The 14,810-nt window shown below is 75.7% G+C and carries 18 protein-coding genes; 9 read left to right on the top strand and 9 right to left on the bottom strand.

Annotation, left to right across the window (positions count from 1 at the left end; all coding sequences use genetic code 11):
- Positions 1–28: 28 nt before the first annotated feature.
- Both OZ948_09045 and OZ948_09040 read right to left on the bottom strand, forming a co-directional pair.
- The gene (locus OZ948_09045; protein MEB2344875.1) at positions 29–439 is read right to left on the bottom strand and encodes an ExbD/TolR family protein; all 411 of its coding nucleotides are present in this window, start codon (positions 437–439) and stop codon (positions 29–31) included.
- The gene (locus tag OZ948_09040) at positions 439–1,188 is read right to left on the bottom strand and encodes a MotA/TolQ/ExbB proton channel family protein (GenBank protein ID MEB2344874.1); all 750 of its coding nucleotides are present in this window, start codon (positions 1,186–1,188) and stop codon (positions 439–441) included. Before OZ948_09040 ends, OZ948_09045 begins: the two co-directional genes overlap by 1 nt.
- An 89-nt stretch (positions 1,189–1,277) precedes the next feature.
- On the opposite strand from OZ948_09040, the gene OZ948_09035 reads away from it, so the two are divergent.
- The 3 genes from OZ948_09035 (at position 1,278) to OZ948_09025 (ending at position 4,381) form a co-directional block, all read left to right on the top strand.
- Positions 1,278–2,801 (top strand): leucyl aminopeptidase, encoded by a 1,524-nt coding sequence (locus OZ948_09035; GenBank protein MEB2344873.1) that lies wholly within the window; start codon positions 1,278–1,280, stop codon positions 2,799–2,801.
- Between the two features lie 138 nt (positions 2,802–2,939).
- Entirely contained in the window at positions 2,940–3,326 is a 387-nt protein-coding gene (locus OZ948_09030) for a cytochrome c (GenBank protein ID MEB2344872.1), read from the top strand.
- An 86-nt stretch (positions 3,327–3,412) separates the two neighbouring features.
- Complete coding sequence (locus tag OZ948_09025) at positions 3,413–4,381, top strand: RNA polymerase factor sigma-32 (protein MEB2344871.1); 969 nt, start codon at positions 3,413–3,415, stop codon at positions 4,379–4,381.
- On the opposite strand, the gene OZ948_09020 is transcribed toward OZ948_09025, so the two are convergent.
- Positions 4,360–4,695, bottom strand: a complete 336-nt coding sequence (locus tag OZ948_09020) for a hypothetical protein (GenBank protein MEB2344870.1) — start codon at positions 4,693–4,695, stop codon at positions 4,360–4,362. The two genes, OZ948_09025 and OZ948_09020, sit on opposite strands and share 22 nt — an antisense overlap.
- Entirely contained in the window at positions 4,692–5,900 is a 1,209-nt protein-coding gene (locus OZ948_09015; GenBank protein ID MEB2344869.1) for a M20 family metallopeptidase, read from the bottom strand. The genes OZ948_09020 and OZ948_09015 overlap by 4 nt, the downstream gene beginning before the upstream one ends.
- Before the next feature lie 20 nt (positions 5,901–5,920).
- Here OZ948_09015 and OZ948_09010 point away from each other — a divergent pair, with 20 nt between their 5' ends.
- Complete coding sequence (locus tag OZ948_09010; protein MEB2344868.1) at positions 5,921–6,202, top strand: acylphosphatase; 282 nt, start codon at positions 5,921–5,923, stop codon at positions 6,200–6,202.
- Positions 6,180–6,791, top strand: a complete 612-nt coding sequence (locus tag OZ948_09005; protein MEB2344867.1) for a DUF99 family protein — start codon at positions 6,180–6,182, stop codon at positions 6,789–6,791. The genes OZ948_09010 and OZ948_09005 overlap by 23 nt, the downstream gene beginning before the upstream one ends.
- Positions 6,792–6,888: 97 nt before the next feature.
- On the opposite strand, the gene OZ948_09000 is transcribed toward OZ948_09005, so the two are convergent.
- The 3 genes from OZ948_09000 to OZ948_08990 are packed head-to-tail and all read right to left on the bottom strand — an operon-like array spanning position 6,889 to position 9,371.
- Positions 6,889–8,157 carry a DUF4124 domain-containing protein gene (locus OZ948_09000; protein ID MEB2344866.1) on the bottom strand — a complete coding sequence of 423 codons (1,269 nt, stop codon included), beginning with the start codon at positions 8,155–8,157 and terminating at the stop codon, positions 6,889–6,891.
- 3 nt (positions 8,158–8,160) lie between these two features.
- Complete coding sequence (locus OZ948_08995; protein MEB2344865.1) at positions 8,161–8,703, bottom strand: MogA/MoaB family molybdenum cofactor biosynthesis protein; 543 nt, start codon at positions 8,701–8,703, stop codon at positions 8,161–8,163.
- Positions 8,700–9,371, bottom strand: a complete 672-nt coding sequence (locus tag OZ948_08990) for a molybdenum cofactor biosynthesis protein MoaE (GenBank protein MEB2344864.1) — start codon at positions 9,369–9,371, stop codon at positions 8,700–8,702. Before OZ948_08990 ends, OZ948_08995 begins: the two co-directional genes overlap by 4 nt.
- Before the next feature lie 58 nt (positions 9,372–9,429).
- Between OZ948_08990 and OZ948_08985 the strand changes: the two genes are divergently transcribed.
- On the top strand, positions 9,430–9,690 hold the full coding sequence (locus OZ948_08985) for a NifU family protein (GenBank protein ID MEB2344863.1): 261 nt from the start codon (positions 9,430–9,432) through the stop codon (positions 9,688–9,690).
- 22 nt (positions 9,691–9,712) lie between these two features.
- On the opposite strand, the gene OZ948_08980 is transcribed toward OZ948_08985, so the two are convergent.
- The gene (locus tag OZ948_08980) at positions 9,713–10,114 is read right to left on the bottom strand and encodes a polymer-forming cytoskeletal protein (GenBank protein ID MEB2344862.1); all 402 of its coding nucleotides are present in this window, start codon (positions 10,112–10,114) and stop codon (positions 9,713–9,715) included.
- Positions 10,115–10,221: 107 nt separating this feature from the next.
- On the bottom strand, positions 10,222–11,037 hold the full coding sequence (locus OZ948_08975; protein ID MEB2344861.1) for an SDR family NAD(P)-dependent oxidoreductase: 816 nt from the start codon (positions 11,035–11,037) through the stop codon (positions 10,222–10,224).
- A gap of 117 nt (positions 11,038–11,154) precedes the next feature.
- Between OZ948_08975 and OZ948_08970 the strand changes: the two genes are divergently transcribed.
- Genes OZ948_08970 through metG form a run of 3 tightly spaced genes read left to right on the top strand, consistent with a single transcriptional unit; the run spans position 11,155 to position 14,804 of the window.
- Positions 11,155–12,339: an aminotransferase class I/II-fold pyridoxal phosphate-dependent enzyme gene (locus OZ948_08970; GenBank protein MEB2344860.1), complete on the top strand. Its 1,185-nt coding sequence runs from the start codon at positions 11,155–11,157 to the stop codon at positions 12,337–12,339.
- Between the two features lie 48 nt (positions 12,340–12,387).
- Positions 12,388–13,266, top strand: a complete 879-nt coding sequence (locus OZ948_08965; protein ID MEB2344859.1) for a hypothetical protein — start codon at positions 12,388–12,390, stop codon at positions 13,264–13,266.
- Positions 13,263–14,804, top strand: a complete 1,542-nt coding sequence (gene metG / locus OZ948_08960) for a methionine--tRNA ligase (protein ID MEB2344858.1) — start codon at positions 13,263–13,265, stop codon at positions 14,802–14,804. Before OZ948_08965 ends, metG begins: the two co-directional genes overlap by 4 nt.
- The last annotated feature ends 6 nt before the right edge of the window (positions 14,805–14,810 follow it).

Here is a 14,810-nt window from a genome sequence, read left to right as displayed (position 1 = left end):
CAGCGTCGGATCCTCCCGCTCCCCGGTCTCAGGGCTCGGGCTCGGTCACGATGCCGAGCCGGGTGGCGCCCGCGCCGCGGGCCGCGGCCATGGCCTGGACGACCAGGCCGTAGGGGGCTTCGCGGTCGGCGCGCAGGTAGAGCTCCTTGTCGCCCCGGGCCGCGAACACCGCCCCGAGCTTCGCCTCGAGGCCGTCGAGCGCGATCTCCTCGCGGGCCAGGAAGGTGCGGCCGTCGCGCTGCACGGTCAGCACCAGCGGCTCCTCGGACAGGCGCAGGGGCTGGGTGGTGGTCTCGGGCAGGTCCACGTCCATGCCCTGCTGCATGAGCGGCGCCGTCACCATGAAGATCACGAGCAGCACCAGCATCACGTCCACGAAGGGCGTGACGTTGATCTCCGCGCTGAGGCCCCCGTGCCCGCCGCGCCGGACCGCCGCCATCAGCCCACCGTCGCGCGCGGGCCGCCCTCGGCCACGCGCGGGCCGCGCGCCCGCAGGTCGGCCTGGAACTGCGCGGTGAAGAGGTCGATCGAGTTGCCGAGCTTGCGCAGCTCGCCGACGTAGTGGTTGTAGAAGATCGAGGCCGGGATCGCGGCGAACAGACCCATCGCCGTCGCGATCAGGGCCTCGGCGATGCCGGGCGCCACCACCGCGAGGCTCGCGCTGCCCGCCTCCCCGATCTGGTGGAAGGAGGCGATGATGCCGACCACCGTCCCGAACAGCCCGACGAAGGGCGCGGCGCTGCCGGTCGTGGCGAGGAACTCGAGCCCGCGCTCGAGCCGCTGCGCCTCGCTGGCGGCGCTCCACTCGACGACCCGCTCGAGCGCGCGCTGCTGCAGCTCCCCGAGGCCGCCGCCGAGCGACTTGCCCGCGTAGCGTGCGATGCGCGAGAGCTCGCCGTAGCCCTCGAGGAACACCTGGGCGAGCGGGCTCGACGACAGCTCGCGCGCGGCCTCGTGGGCCGACTCGAGCGAGCCCTCGTGGTACACCTCGAGGAACGTCTCGCTATCTTGGGCCGCTCGCCGGAGCTCGCGCCACTTGAAGGCGATGATCGCCCAGCTGACGACCGATGCGATGGCGAGCAGGAGGAGGACGAGCTTGGCGAGCCAACTCGCCTGAAGGATCAGGTCGAGGATGTCGAGGCTCGCGAGACGTACCCCCCAGTGCGTCCCGGCGAGAACCAGCGCCATGTGCCTCTCGTTGCAGCAGACCTGTCGGATCTGGCGGCCGAGGGTAGGAAACGGGGCGCGGGCCTTCAAACCCGCGCGATGGAGGACGGATGAAGCTGTCGGTCGATTCGCACGAGCCGGCCCGCGTGAAGGCGGACCTGCTCGCCCTGCCCCTGCCCACCCTGGCCGCCGGCGGCCGGCTTCCCGCCCGCGCCGCCGCGCTCGACCGCGCGCTCGGGGGCGCGCTCGCGCTCGCGGCGCAGAGCGGCGACTTCCGGGGCCGGCGGGGCGAGCACCAGATCGTGTACGCGCGCGGCCGGACCGGCCCGCGCCGCGTGCTGCTGCTGGGCCTCGGCGACGAGGCGAAGCTCGACGCCGAGGGCCTGCGCCAGGCCGCGGGCCGCGCGCTCGGCGCCGCCGCCGGCCGCGGCGCCCGCCAGCTCGCGATCGCGCTCCCCGCGAGCCGCCGCGTCCCGGCCGGCCCCGCCGCCCGGGCCCTGGCCGAGGGCGCCCTGCTCGCCGCCTACCGCTCCGACCCCTGGCGCACCCGGCGCGAGGACGAGAAGCCGCCCGTCGCGCGCACCACCCTGCTCGTCGAGCGCGCCGCCGACCTCGCCGCCGCGCGCGAGGCCGCCGAGCTCGGCACCGTCCTCGCCGAGTGCCAGAACCTGGCGCGCCGGCTCTCCAACGAGCCGCCCAACGCGCTCACCCCCGAGGCCCTCGCCCGCGAGGCGCGCAAGGTGGCGGGCGAGGTGGGCCTCACGGTCCGCGTGCTCGACGTCGCCGAGCTGCGCCGGCGCAAGATGGGGGCGCTCCTCGGGGTGGGCCAGGGCAGCCAGCACCCGCCGCGCCTCGTCGTGCTCGAGCACAAGCCCCGGCGCGGCCGCACGCGGCCCACCGTGTGCCTGGTGGGCAAGGGCATCACCTTCGACTCGGGCGGCATCTCGATCAAGCCCTCCGCCGGCATGCACGAGATGAAGCACGACATGTCGGGCGCGGCGACCGTGGTCGCGACGCTGCGCGCGGCGGCGCTCCTCGACCTGCCGCTGCACCTGGTCGGGATCCTGGCCGCGGCCGAGAACCTGCCCGGCGGCGAGGCCTATCGGCCTGGCGACATCCTCACCTCCATGTCCGGGCTCACCATCGAGGTCCAGAACACCGACGCCGAGGGCCGGCTCGTGCTGTGCGACGCGCTCCACTACGCGCGCACCACCTGGGAGCCGGCCGCGATGATCGACCTGGCCACCCTCACCGGCGCCTGCGTGGTCGCGCTCGGCAGCGCGGCCTGCGGGCTCTTCGGGACCCACGAGGGGCTGGTCGACGCGCTGCGCCGCGCGGGCGACGCGGCCGGCGAGCGCGCCTGGCCGATGCCGCTCTTCGACGAGCACCGCGAGCAGATGAAGAGCCCCGTCGCCGACCTCAAGAACGTGAGCGGCAGCCGCGACGCCGGCGCGTGTACGGCGGCCGCCTTCCTCTCGCGCTTCGTCGGCGACGTGCCCTGGGCGCACCTCGACATCGCCGGCACCGCCTACACGAGCAAGGCCGGGCCCTGCCAGCCCTACGGCGCCACGGGCTTCGGCGTGCGCCTGCTGGTCCAGCTCCTCCAGGAGTGGCCGCGGCTCGGGCTCGGCTGAGCGTTCTTGCACCCCCCCTGCACTTCCTTATGCTCCGCGCCCGACCCTCGAATCGGGCGGCTCCGGCCGCGTCGAAGGTCGCACCACCGAGCGCCCGCGCGCGCCATGCGATCGCCGGGCGACAGAGGAGAGGCTCCGATGATCAAGTTCCTGGCGATCGGCGGGCTCGCTGCCGTGCTGGGCCTCCTGCTCCCGGCCGCATCCCAGGCGGCGGGCGATGCGGCGAAGGGCAAGACCCTGTTCGAGGCGAACTGCGCGAGCTGCCACGGCACCAGCGGCAAGGGCGACGGCCCGACCGGCCAGGCGCTCGCGGCCCAGGGCACCGCACCCCGCGACTTCACGAAGGCCGACTTCAAGTTCGACGCGGACAAGGACGGCAAGCCCGGCACCGACGCCGATCTCGAGCAGGTGATCAAGAACGGCGCCGCCGCCTACGGCGGCTCGCCGCTGATGGCACCCTGGGGCTACCTCGGCGACCCGGCGATCGCCGACCTCGTCGCGTACATCCGCACCTTCCACCAGTAGAGCGCGCCGTCGCGCGAGCCCGCTGGCGCGCGGGCCGGCAGGCTTTGCCTGCCGGCCCGCGCGTTCGCTTGCGCTAGCCTGCACGCGTGACGTCGAACGATCCCCCCGAGCGCCGGGATCCTCCGGCGTCGCCGGCCGCAACGCTCGCACCCCCGGCGCCGGGTCTGCCTGCGCTGCCCGCCGCGGACCGCGACGTCGGCCCCGCCGACGCCCTCGGCCGCTACATGGCCGAGCTCCGCCACCACGCGCCGATCCCGCGCGAGGAGGAGCACGCCCTCGCGCTGCGCTGGGTCGAGCACGGCGACGTCGAGGCCGCGCGCCGGCTGGTGCTCGCGAACCTGCGGCTGGTCGTGAAGATCGCGATGGAGTACCGCCGCACCTGGACGAACCTCCTCGACCTGGTGCAGGAGGGCAACGTCGGCCTGCTCCAGGCGGTGCAGCGCTTCGATCCCTACCAGGGCGTCAAGCTCTCCTCCTACGCCGCCTACTGGATCCGCGCCTACATCCTCAAGTACCTGCTCGACAACATCCGGCTCGTGCGGCTCGGCACCACGCGGGCCCAGCGCAAGCTCTTCTTCCGGCTCAACAAGGAGAAGCGCGAGCTCGAGCGGCAGGGCTTCGAGGTGGAGCCGCGCCTGATCGCCGAGCGGCTCGACGTGAGCGAGGAGGACGTGCGCGAGATGGAGCAGCGCCTCGGCCAGGGCGATCTCTCGATCGACGCGCCGGTCGGCGACGAAGAGGGCAGCGCCACCTTCGGCGACTTCCTCGCCTCCGGCGTGCGCTCGGCCGAGCAGAACGTGGCCGACGAGGAGCTGCGCCGGGTCTTCCTCGAGAAGGTCCGCGAGTTCGCCGCGACGCTCGACGAGCGCGAGCAGCGCATCGTCAACGAGCGCATCCTCGCCGAGGAGCCGCGGACGCTCCAGGAGATGGGCGACGCCTTCGGCGTGACCCGCGAGCGGGTGCGCCAGCTCGAGGCGCGCGTGGTGTCGCGCCTGCGGGACTACCTGCGCGAGCAGCTCGTGGACTTCGAGTACTACGCGCCGTCGCGCGACTGAGCGGCGACGGCTTCGACGTGGCGGCGGACGACCGCCACCGGACGGCGGAAGAGCCGGCCGGCGCCGAGGCGGTCGAGCCAGGCACGCCGCTCGGCGCGCGGCAGCCACGCAAGCCCGCGCCGCGAGTGCAGCAGCAGGCGCGGCGACCACTCGAGCCAGAAGAGCGCGCGCTCGAGCCGCCGGCGCCCGGCCGCCGGAAGCGGGCCGAGCGCCGCCACCCGGTCGGCGGCGGCCGCCTCCGGCCCGAGCCAGGCGTCGGCCGCGTTGTAGAAGACCCGCGCCGCGCGCGGCGAGAGCGGCCACGCGCGGCTCACGCCCGGCTTCGCTCCTCGAGGAAGCGCAAGGCCATCGCCGCGTGCAGCGCCGCGCCCTGCGCCATCGCGTCCTCGTCGATCGTCATGCGGTTCGAGTGCAGGGGCTCGCCGCGCTCGCCGGGCGGCCGCACGCCGAGGAAGACGAGGGCTCCGGGCACGCGCTGGAGCACGAACGAGAAGTCCTCGGCGCCCATCACCGGCGCCGCCATCTCGACGAGCGCCGCTTCGCCGAGCAGCTCGCCGCCCACCAAGCGGGTGAAGGCGGTGAAGCCCGCGTCGTTCACGGTCACCGGGTAGCCCGGGAGGACGTGCACCTGCGCCTCGAGCCCGTGCGCGGCCGCCACGCCGGCCGCCACGCGCCGCACGCCCTCGTGCGCCGCCGCGCGCGCGCGTTCGGAGGTGCTGCGGATCGTGCCGAGCAGGTTCGCCGTGGCGGGGATCACGTTGCTCGTGGTGCCGGCCTGGAGGCGCGTCACCGTGATCACGACCGGGTCGAAGACGTCGATCCGGCGCGTCACGAAGCTCTGCAGCGCGAGCACGATCTCGGCGGCCGCGGGGATCGGATCGCCCGCCAGGTGCGGCATCGAGGCGTGCCCGCCGCGGCCGTGGAGGTCGATCGAGAGCACGTCGGCCGAGGCGAGGATCGGGCCGGGGCGCAGCGCGATCCGGCCCGGCGGAAGCGTCGAGTCGACGTGGATCGCGAAGGCGGCGTCGACGGCGGGGGCGGCCTCGAGCAGGCCCTCCTCGACCAGGATGCGGGCGCCGCCGTAGCCCTCCTCGCCGGGCTGGAAGAGCAGCTTCACGGTGCCGGGCAGGGCCTCGCGGCGGCGCGCCAGGAGCGTCGCGGCGCCCGCCAGCATGGCGACGTGCGCGTCGTGCCCGCAGGCGTGCATGCGGTCGTCGTGGCGCGAGGCGAAGGGCAGCCCGGTCTGCTCGGGCATCGGCAGCGCGTCCATGTCGGCGCGCAGCAGGAGCGTCGGGCCCGCGCCCGCCGCCCGGCCGCGCAGGGTCGCGACGACCGCGCTGGTGGCGCCGCCGGTCGCCGTCTCGATCCCGAGCGGCGCGAGCGCCTCGAGCACCGCCTTCTGGGTCTCGGGGAGGACCAGGCCGAGCTCCGGGTTCTCGTGCAGACGGCGGCGCAGCCGCACCAGCTCGGGCAGGAGGTCGCGGGCTTCGTCGAGCAGGCCGTCGAGTCGGGTGGACATGGTCGGCTAGCGTAGCGGCGATGGCGGCCGACCGGGTGCGCAGGCGGGTGGTCGTGCAGGGACGCGTGCAGGGCGTCTGGTTCCGCGGCGCCACCGAGGAGCGGGCGCGCGCGCTCGGCCTCGCCGGCTGGGTGCGCAACCGCGCCGACGGGAGCGTCGAGGCCGTCTTCGAGGGCGCGCGCGAGGCGGTGGAGGCCGCGCTCGCCTTCTGCCGGCGCGGGCCGCCCGCGGCGCGCGTCGAGCAGGTGGACGTCGCGGACGAGCCGCCCGAAGGCCTCGATGGCTTCGCCGTGCGCCGCTGACGCGGGCGCGCCCGCGCGCCGCGGCGATCGGCTCCGGCCGCACCTGCTCGGCATCGACGACGGCGCCTTCGACAAGCACCGCGACCGCGACGTCCCGATCGTGGCCGTGCGTACCGAGGGTGCCGACCAGGTGGAAGGCGTGGCCCTGACCCGCTTCCCGGTCGACGGCGACGGCGCGACCGGCTTCCTGGCCGGCTGGATCGGCGCGCTCCGCCTCGCCCAGGGGCTCGCGGGCGTGGTCCTCGGCGGCGTCACCATCGCCGGCCTCGGCGTCGTCGACGTGCCGGCCCTCGCGCGCGCGCTGGCCCGCCCGGTGCTGGTCGTGAACCGCCGCGATCCCGCCGACCACCGGCTCGCCGGCGCGCTGCGCGCCGCCGGGCTCGAGGCGCGGCTCGCCAGCGTGGCCGCCTGTCCGGCCGCGTTCCGGATCGAGGGCGGGCCGTGGCTCGCGTGCGCGGGGATCGAGCCCGCGCGCGCCGCCGCGCTGGTCGCGGCCTCGCGCCGCAAGTCCGACCTCCCCGAGGCACTGCGCCTCGCGCACCTCTTCGCGCGCGCCGTGGCGACGGGGGAGTCGCGCGGGCGGCCCTAGTGTTCCGTATCCGAAATAGCTTTGACACGCCGGATCTTCCCTAGAGCCCATCTCGTGAGCCCCGGAGCGAGCCCGGTGCGCGAATCCGGCCCGGGCGCTACGGCGCCTGCGCCTGGCGCGGGAACTCGGCCTCGATCCCGGCGCGCACGGCGGTGTCGACGCCGGCCGTGTCGGTCCCCACCGCCGCGCGCAGGGCGGCGTCGGGCGCGGCGCCGGCGCCGAGCTGGTCGAGGAGCGCGGCGATCCCCGACGGTGTCGTGCGCGCGTGGACCCAGGCCGCGGCCGCGGTCGACTCGAGATAGGCGAGCCGCGCCGCCCCCTCGCGAAGGCCGCCGAAGCCGGCGACCAGCTCGCCGAGCGGGGTCCAGTCGCCGGAGGCGATGCGCTCGTGCAGGATCGCCCGCTCGCGGCGCGAGAGCGGCTCCTGCGCGCTCGACGCGCGCTCCGCGAGCTCGGCGAGGCCTTCGTTCAGCCAGAACGGCCGGTGCCCGCCGGTGCGCTCGGCGAAGACCGCGTGGACGTACTCGTGGAAGAGCAGCGCGCGCAGCTCGCCGGCCGGGTGCGCGGCCGAGGCGACGTGGATGCGGCCGTCGTAGAAGCCGACGGTCGGGAAGCTGAAGCGGTGCTGGTGGGCGGCCAGGTAGGCCGCCTTGCCGTAGAAGACCACGCCCGTCGGCTCCGCCGGCGCGACGCCGAGCCGCCGGCGCGCGTGCTCGAAGGCCTCCTCGAGGTAGCGGGTCACGGTGCGGGCGTAGTCGGCGCGCGCCTCGCCGAGGCGCTCGTCGTACTGGATCCGGAAGTGGGGGCTTGCGGCGGCGGCGAGGCGCAGCGGCCCCTCGGCGGCCTGCGCGGCCGCGAGGCGCTTCTCGTCGCCCACCGCGGCCAGCCGGCGGCGCGCCGACTCGCGCCAGTCGTCGTGCTCGTCACCGGCGCGCGCGAGGAACGCCTCCAGGTGTCGCTGCGAGGAGTCGAGGCGCCCGCGCTGGCGGTCGAGGAGCGCCAGGTACCAGTGCGCCTCGACGTTGCCGGGGTCGGCGCGCAGCGCGCCCTCGAGCGCCGCTGCGGCGCGGCCGCTCTCGCCGTGCTGGAGGTCGTCGAGGGCGGAGCGCACGAGGCTCGCGGCGCGGTCCTCGGGGCGGCTCGAGCCGCGGGCCGCCGGCGCGGGCGCGGGGCCGCGCACGCGACCGCCCCAGAGCGCGTCGAGCCCGGCCCCGCCGCCGTCGCGCGCGCGCGCCTCGCCCGGGACCTTGGCGGCGTCGTCGGTGACGTGGGTGCGGCCCTCGCCGTCGACCCACACCCACAGCTCGGCGGCGGCCGGAGCCGCCAGCAGGGCGATGCCCAGGAAGGCCGACACGACCGCGTGCATGCCTCAGCCCTTCTTGACCGCCTCGGCGGCGAGGTGGCCGAGCTCCGGGAGCAGCAGCTTCTCCATGGCGAGCCGGATCGCGGCGCGCGAGCCGGGCAGCGCGGCCACGAGCCGGCCGCGCACGGTGCCGGCCAGCGCGCGCGAGAGCAGCGCGGCGGGCCCGATCTCCTGGTAGGAGAGCACCCGGAACAGCTCGCCGAAGCCCGGGATCGGCCGGTCGAGCACCGGCAGCAGCGCCTCGGGGGTCACGTCGCGCGGCGCGATCCCGGTGCCGCCGGTCAGGAACACCGCGGCGACGTCGTCGCGCATCACCGCCTCGTCGAGCGCGTTCTGGATCGCGCCGACGTCGTCGGGCACCAGCACGCGGCCGGCGACCGGGTGCCCGGCGCCCTCGAGCAGCTCGACCAGCAGCGCCCCGCCCGTGTCGTCGGCGAGCGTGCGCGTGTCGCTCACCGTGATCACCACCGACGGCACGCGGCGCGGGGCGGCGCTCCGGTGGGCGCCCGCGCTCGAGGGCTCGCCCGCACGCCCGCGATGCCCGCTCACGCGTGGTCGTCCACCCAGTACGACCCGTCGCGCGCGACCTCCTTCTTCCAGATCGGCACGGTCTCCTTGAGGGCGTCGATCGCGAAGCGGCAGGCGTCGAAGGCCTCGGCGCGGTGGGCGGCGGCCGCCACGACGACGACGGCCAGCTCGCCGATCGCGAGGTGGCCCACCCGGTGCGCGATCGCGACGCGCGCGCCCGGCCAGCGGCGCGCCGCCTCGTCGCAGATGCGCTCCATCTCCTGGACCGCCATCTCCGGGTACGCCTCGTACTCGAGGTGCTCGATCGCGTGGCCGCGCGCGTGCTCGCGCACGGCGCCGGCGAAGCTGACCACGCCGCCGGCGTCGGGCCCGAGCACCCGGGCAGCGACCGCCTCCGGGTCGAGCGGGCGCTCCGAGATCGTGCAGCGCGGGGGGTCCCCACCGGAGCCGCCCGACACCGGCGGCAGGAGCGCCGCCTCGTCGCCGTCGGCCAGCGGGGCGTCCTCGGCCGCGAGCTCGCGGTTCACGGAGATGCGCAGCCGCGGGCCCAGGGCGGCGATCTCCGGGTGCTTCCCGGCGAGCAGCGCGCGCAGCGCGGCCACCGTCGCGCCGGCCGGAAGCTGGACGTGCAGCTCCTTCGCACCGGCAAGCTCGCGGATCGGCCCGAACAGCCGGACGGTCACGCGCATGGCGGGCAGGCTACCCCACGGGCTCAACGAAGCCCACGGGCCTTCCGATAGGCAGCCCATGGGCAACGACCTCGAGTGGGTACGGCGCATGCGCCAGCAGGTGGAGGCCGTGATCGACCGGCTCCGGCCCGGGCTCGTGCTCGACGGCGGCAACGTCGAGCTGGCGGGTGTCGACGAGGAGGGTGCCGTGAGCCTGCTCTTCCAGGGCGCGTGTGCGCGCTGCCCGGCGCAGCTCGCGACGCTGCGCCTCGTGATCGAGCCGACGCTGCGGCGCGAGGTGCCGGCCGTCACGCAGGTGGTGCCGGCGGATCCACACTGAGGGCGCCGGGCTTGCGCGCGGCCTAGCCCTTCTTCATCGAGATCCGGCCGTTCAGCACCGCGCCGTCCTCCATCTGGAGCGAGCCGGCCTCGACGTCGCCTTCGACGCGCGCGCTCTTCTGGAGCACCAGGCGGTCGCTGGCGACCACGTCGCCCGTCACGGCGCCGGCGATCACCACCGTGCGCGAGCGCACGGTCGCGAAGATCTCGCCGCTCTCGCCGACCACGAGCGTGTTCTCGCTCGCGATCTCGCCGCGGAAGCAGCCGTCGATCCGGACGGTGTCCTTGAAGCTGAGCTTGCCCTCGAACTCGGAGCCCTGGTCGATGAAGGCGCTGAGCGCCTGCCGGCTCGCCGTCGTCGCCGGTGCCAGGCCGGCGGACTCCTGGGTCGTCCCCTCGTCGCCGCGATTCCCGAACAGAGCCATCTCGGTCCCCCCCCTGGATGGCCCGCGCGCAGCGCCGGGCCCTCTGGAACGTGGGGTGGGATCGGCCGGAGCGCGGGGCCACTTGAGGGCACCGCCCGTCGGGCCCGCTACCCGCCGGCGCGGGCGATCTCGCGGTCGATGATGCGCCGCACGAGGCCCGGCGCGAGCCGGGCGGCCCACAGGGTGGCGCGCGCGCGCCAGCCGGGGACGATCACGGCCCGCCCGCTCGCGAGCCCCTCGAGCAGCGCGTCGGCCACCGCCTCGGGCGCGAGCACCGGGACGTTGCCGGCGAGCGCGCGCGTCGCGGCCGGCTTCTCGCGGTTCTCCTCGGCGAGCTGCGGCGTGTCGGTGTCCGGCGGCAGGAGCACGGAGACCGCGATCCCGCGCGGGCGCAGCTCCTGGCGCAGCACCTCCGAGAAGGCGGTCAGCGCGAACTTGCTCGGCGCGTAGGCCGCGTAGCCGTAGATGGCGAGCGCGCCGGCCAGCGACGAGACGTTGGCGATCCGCGCACCCGCCGCGAGGTGCGGCAGCGCCGCGCGCACGACGTGGACGGCGCCGAGGTAGTTCACCGCGACGAGGCGCTGGAACTCGGCGGGCGGCGTGTCCTCGAAGCGCAGCGCACGGGCCACGCCCGCGTTGTTGACGACGAGGTCGAGCCCGCCGAGCGCCGCCACCGCCTCGGCGACGGCGCGCGCCGCCGCCTCGGGCTCGGCCACGTCGGCGGCGATCGCCGTGAAGCGCTGGACGGCGCCGGGCGCGGCGGCACGCAGCGCCCCTTCGGCCTCGCGCAGCGGCGCCTCGCGGCGCGCCACGATCGCGACGTGCGCGCCGGCGCGCGCGAGCGCGAGCGCGAGCGCGCGTCCGATCCCGCTCGAGCCCCCGGTCACGAGCGCGCGCCGGTCGCGGAAGGCGGAGGAAGGCATCGCCCAACGATGCCGGGCTTCGCCCGCGGGGGCCACTGCGCGCGAGAACGGTCCCGGAAGGCGCGAGACCCACCCCGCTGTTCGTTACAATGCGGCCACCCCCGGGAGGGACGCGGGTTGGACGTCTTCGACAAGTGCCGGGACTACGGCCAGGCGCGCAGCCTGCGCGCGGCCGACGTCTACTCCTACTACCGGCCGCTCGCCTCGGCCCAGGACCCCGAGGTCACGACCGCCGACGGCCGCCGGCTCGTGATGCTCGGCTCCAACAACTACCTGGGCCTCACGAACCACCCGGAGGTGAAGGAGGCCGCGGCCGCCGCCCTCGCCCGCTACGGCACCGGCTGCGCGGGCTCGCGCCTGCTCAACGGCTCGCTCGACCTGCACGAGGAGCTCGAGGCGCGGCTCGCCGCCTTCATGCACCGCGAGGCCGCCGTCACCTTCTCGACCGGCTTCCAGGTGAACCTCGGCACGCTCTCCTGCCTGCTCGGCCGGCACGACGTCGCGATCCTCGACGCGCTCGACCACGCCTGCATCCTCGACGGCTGCCGGCTCGGCTTCGGCAAGCTCTACAAGTTCCGGCACAACGACCTGGCGAGCCTCGAGGCGAAGCTCGCGGCGGTGCCCGAGGACCGCGGCCGGCTGATCGTGGTGGACGGCGTCTACTCGATGGAGGGCGACCTCGCGCCGCTGCCCGGGATCGTGGCGCTGAAGCAGCGCTTCGGCGCACGCCTGATGGTGGACGACGCGCACGGCCTCGGCGTCCTCGGCGCGTCGGGCCGCGGCACGGCCGAGCACTTCGGCGTCGAGGGCGAGGTCGACCTCGTGATGGGAACCTTCTCGAAGTCGCTGGCGGCGATCGGCGGCTTCGTGGCCGGCGACGCGACGGTGATCGACTACGTGCGACACACGGCGCGCTCGGCGGTCTTCTCCGCCGCCCTGCCGCCCGCCTCGGCCGCCGCGGCGCTCGCGGCGCTCGCGATCGTCGAGCGTGAGCCCGAGCGGCGCAAGCAGCTCTGGGAGGTCACCGCCTACATGAAGCGCGAGCTCGCGGGGCTCGGCTTCGACACCGGCGACTCGGAGTCGCCGGTGATCCCGATCATCGTGGGCGACGACATGCGCGCGCTCCGGATGGTGCGGCGACTCCACGAGGAGGGCGTCTTCGTCAACTGCGTGATCTCGCCGGGCGTGCCCGAGGACCGCGCGATGGTCCGCACCTCCTACATGGCCACCCACCAGCGGGCGCACCTCGATCGCGCGCTCGACGCGATCGCCCGGGTCGGGCGCGAGCTGGGCGTCCGCTGAGGGCTCCGCGCGGCGGGACCACGGGCCCTCGCTAGACTGCGCGCGCCGATGGAGCGCTCCCCTGCCGACGACCTGCTGCGCCGTGCGCTCGCCTCGGGGCGGGTGCACTCGGCCTACCTGCTCTCGGGTCCCGGGGACGCGCCGCGCGAGGCGGCGCTGCGCTTCGTGCGCGGGCTCGCGTGCGAGGCGGCTGGGCGCGAGCGCCCCTGCGAGGCCTGCGCCTCGTGCCGGCGCTCGGCCGCGGGCGAGCCGATCGCGATCGACGGCGCCGGCAGGAAGGGCCCCCTCTACCGGCACGTCGGGGACCATCCCGACCTGCTCTGGGTGGAGCGCGGCGCCGACGACACGCGCGTGCGGATCGGACAGGTGCGCGCGCTCCAGGAGCGGCTGCGGCTGCGCGCCGCCCGCGAGGACGGCTGGCGGGCCGCGGTGGTCGCCGACGCCGAGTGGCTGAACCAGGAGGCCCAGAACGCGCTCCTGCGCCTGCTCGAGGAGCCGCCGCCCCGCACCGTGCTGGTGCTGGTGGCCGCCACCGCGAGCGGCCTGCTCGCGACCGTGCGCTCGCGCTGCCAGCGCGTCCCCTTCGCGACGCCCCCCGCCCGGCTCGCCGACGACCCCGAGACGCGTGCCCTCGCCGAGCGCCTGGCCGGCGCCGGGGCGCTCCGCGTCCCGGAGCTCCTCGACTGGGCGGAGGAGTACCGGGGAGCCCGCGCCGAGGCGGCGCAGGCCGTCACCGGGCTCCTCCACACCGCGTCGCTCTGGCTGCGCGAGCGGGTGGCCGCGCGCGCCGGCGCGGGCGACCTCGAGCGCGAGCTCGCGGCCTTCGCCGAGCTCCAGGCCTGCCGCCAGTCGCTCGCGCAGCGCAACGCGAACCCGCAGATGGTGGCGGAACGCGCGCTGCTCGCGCTGCACGGGGCGCTGCGATGAGCGGCCGGACGGTCTTCGTCACCACGCCGATCTACTACGCGAACGCCGCGCCTCACATCGGCCACACCTACACGACCGTGGTGGCCGACGTGCTGGTGCGCTGGCGCCGCCAGCGTGGAGACGACGCATTCTCGGTGTCGGGAACCGACGAGCACGGCGAGAAGATGGTGGAGGCCGCGCGGGCGCGCGGGGTGTCGCCGGCCGTGTTCACGGCGGGCGTCTCGGAGGCCTTCCAGCGTACCTGGTCCGAGCTCGACATCGCGCCCTCCCGCTTCGTCCGCACCACCGAGCCGGCCCACGTCCGCAACGTCCAGGCCGTGCTCCAGCGCGTCCACGACGCGGGCTGGATCGAGCAGCGCGAGTACGAAGGCCTCTACTGCGTCGGCTGCGAACGCTTCCTGACCGAGCGCGACCTGGAGGACGGCCGCTGCCGCGACCACGAGCGCGTCCCCGAGCGCCGCCGCGAGGTCAACTACTTCTTCCGGATGAGCCGCGAGTTCGCCTGGCTGCGCGAGCAGATCGAGCGCAACCCCGAGCTCATCCGCCCCGAGCGCTACCGCAACGAGGCGCTCGCGATGCTGCGCGACGAGTCGGGCCTCGGCGACCTCTCGATCTCGCGCCCGAAGACCCGTCTCGACTGGGGCGTCGAGCTGCCCTTCGACCGCGACCACGTCTGCTACGTCTGGTTCGACGCCCTCCTCTCCTACCTGACCGGGGCCGGCTTCGACGGCACGCGACCGGCCGACGCGCAGCCGCCCGCCTTCACGGCGCGCTGGGCTGCCGCCGAGCACCTGATCGGCAAGGACATCCTGAAGCCGCATGCGATCTTCTGGCCGATCATGCTGCGCGCGATCGGCCTCGCACCCTACCGGCGCCTGCACGTGCACGGCTACTGGAACGTCGACGACCGCAAGGTGTCGAAGAGCCTCGGCAACATGGTCTCGCCGCTCGCGATGCGCGAGCGCTACGGCTTCGAGCCCTTCCGCTGGTTCCTGCTCCGCGAGATGAGCTTCGGCCTCGACGCGGGGTTCTCGGAGGAGGCGCTCGTCGAGCGCGTGAACGCCGACCTCGCCAACAACCTCGGCAACCTGGTGAGCCGCGCGCTCAACCTCGTCGAGAAGCTCTGCGGCGGGGTGCTGCCCGAGGCCGGGCCGGCGGGCGACGCGGACCTGGCGGTCGTGGCGGGGGCCGATGCGGCGCGGGTGCGGGTCGACGCGGCGCTCGAGGCCGTCCAGCCGCACCTCGCGCTCGCGGCGATCCAGGAGTACGCGAGCGCGGTCAACCGCTACGTCGATGCGCGCGCGCCGTGGAAGGGCGCCCGGGACCCGGCCACGCTGCCGCAGGCGCGCACGACGCTGCACCACGCCTGTCTGGCGCTCGGGCGGCTCTCCGCGCTGCTGGCGCCCTTCCTGCCCGCCGCCGCGGCCGAGATCGCCGCGCGCGTCGGCGCCGGCGCGGACGGCGCCGTCGTGGCCGGCACGCCGGTGCGCAAGGGCGCCCCGCTCTTCCCCCGCGTCGAGCTCGTAGCGGAGGCCTGAGCGGGC

The organism is Deltaproteobacteria bacterium, from assembly GCA_035063765.1.
GTDB lineage: Bacteria > Myxococcota_A > UBA9160 > UBA9160 > PR03 > CAADGG01.
This window is presented reverse-complemented; position numbering and strand designations above follow the sequence as displayed.

What these genes read in the sequence shown, in the direction of transcription:
- OZ948_09045 (MEB2344875.1), bottom strand. Translation starts at nt 439, where the DNA reads ATGGCGGCGGTCCGGCGCGGCGGGCACGGGGGCCTCAGCGCGGAGATC.
- OZ948_09040 (MEB2344874.1), bottom strand. Translation starts at nt 1,188, where the DNA reads ATGGCGCTGGTTCTCGCCGGGACGCACTGGGGGGTACGTCTCGCGAGC.
- OZ948_09035 (MEB2344873.1), top strand. Translation starts at nt 1,278, where the DNA reads ATGAAGCTGTCGGTCGATTCGCACGAGCCGGCCCGCGTGAAGGCGGAC.
- OZ948_09030 (MEB2344872.1), top strand. Translation starts at nt 2,940, where the DNA reads ATGATCAAGTTCCTGGCGATCGGCGGGCTCGCTGCCGTGCTGGGCCTC.
- OZ948_09015 (MEB2344869.1), bottom strand. Translation starts at nt 5,900, where the DNA reads ATGTCCACCCGACTCGACGGCCTGCTCGACGAAGCCCGCGACCTCCTG.
- OZ948_09010 (MEB2344868.1), top strand. Translation starts at nt 5,921, where the DNA reads ATGGCGGCCGACCGGGTGCGCAGGCGGGTGGTCGTGCAGGGACGCGTG.
- OZ948_09005 (MEB2344867.1), top strand. Translation starts at nt 6,180, where the DNA reads ATGGCTTCGCCGTGCGCCGCTGACGCGGGCGCGCCCGCGCGCCGCGGC.
- OZ948_09000 (MEB2344866.1), bottom strand. Translation starts at nt 8,157, where the DNA reads ATGCACGCGGTCGTGTCGGCCTTCCTGGGCATCGCCCTGCTGGCGGCT.
- OZ948_08990 (MEB2344864.1), bottom strand. Translation starts at nt 9,371, where the DNA reads ATGCGCGTGACCGTCCGGCTGTTCGGGCCGATCCGCGAGCTTGCCGGT.
- OZ948_08985 (MEB2344863.1), top strand. Translation starts at nt 9,430, where the DNA reads ATGGGCAACGACCTCGAGTGGGTACGGCGCATGCGCCAGCAGGTGGAG.
- OZ948_08980 (MEB2344862.1), bottom strand. Translation starts at nt 10,114, where the DNA reads ATGGCTCTGTTCGGGAATCGCGGCGACGAGGGGACGACCCAGGAGTCC.
- OZ948_08975 (MEB2344861.1), bottom strand. Translation starts at nt 11,037, where the DNA reads ATGCCTTCCTCCGCCTTCCGCGACCGGCGCGCGCTCGTGACCGGGGGC.
- OZ948_08965 (MEB2344859.1), top strand. Translation starts at nt 12,388, where the DNA reads ATGGAGCGCTCCCCTGCCGACGACCTGCTGCGCCGTGCGCTCGCCTCG.
- metG (MEB2344858.1), top strand. Translation starts at nt 13,263, where the DNA reads ATGAGCGGCCGGACGGTCTTCGTCACCACGCCGATCTACTACGCGAAC.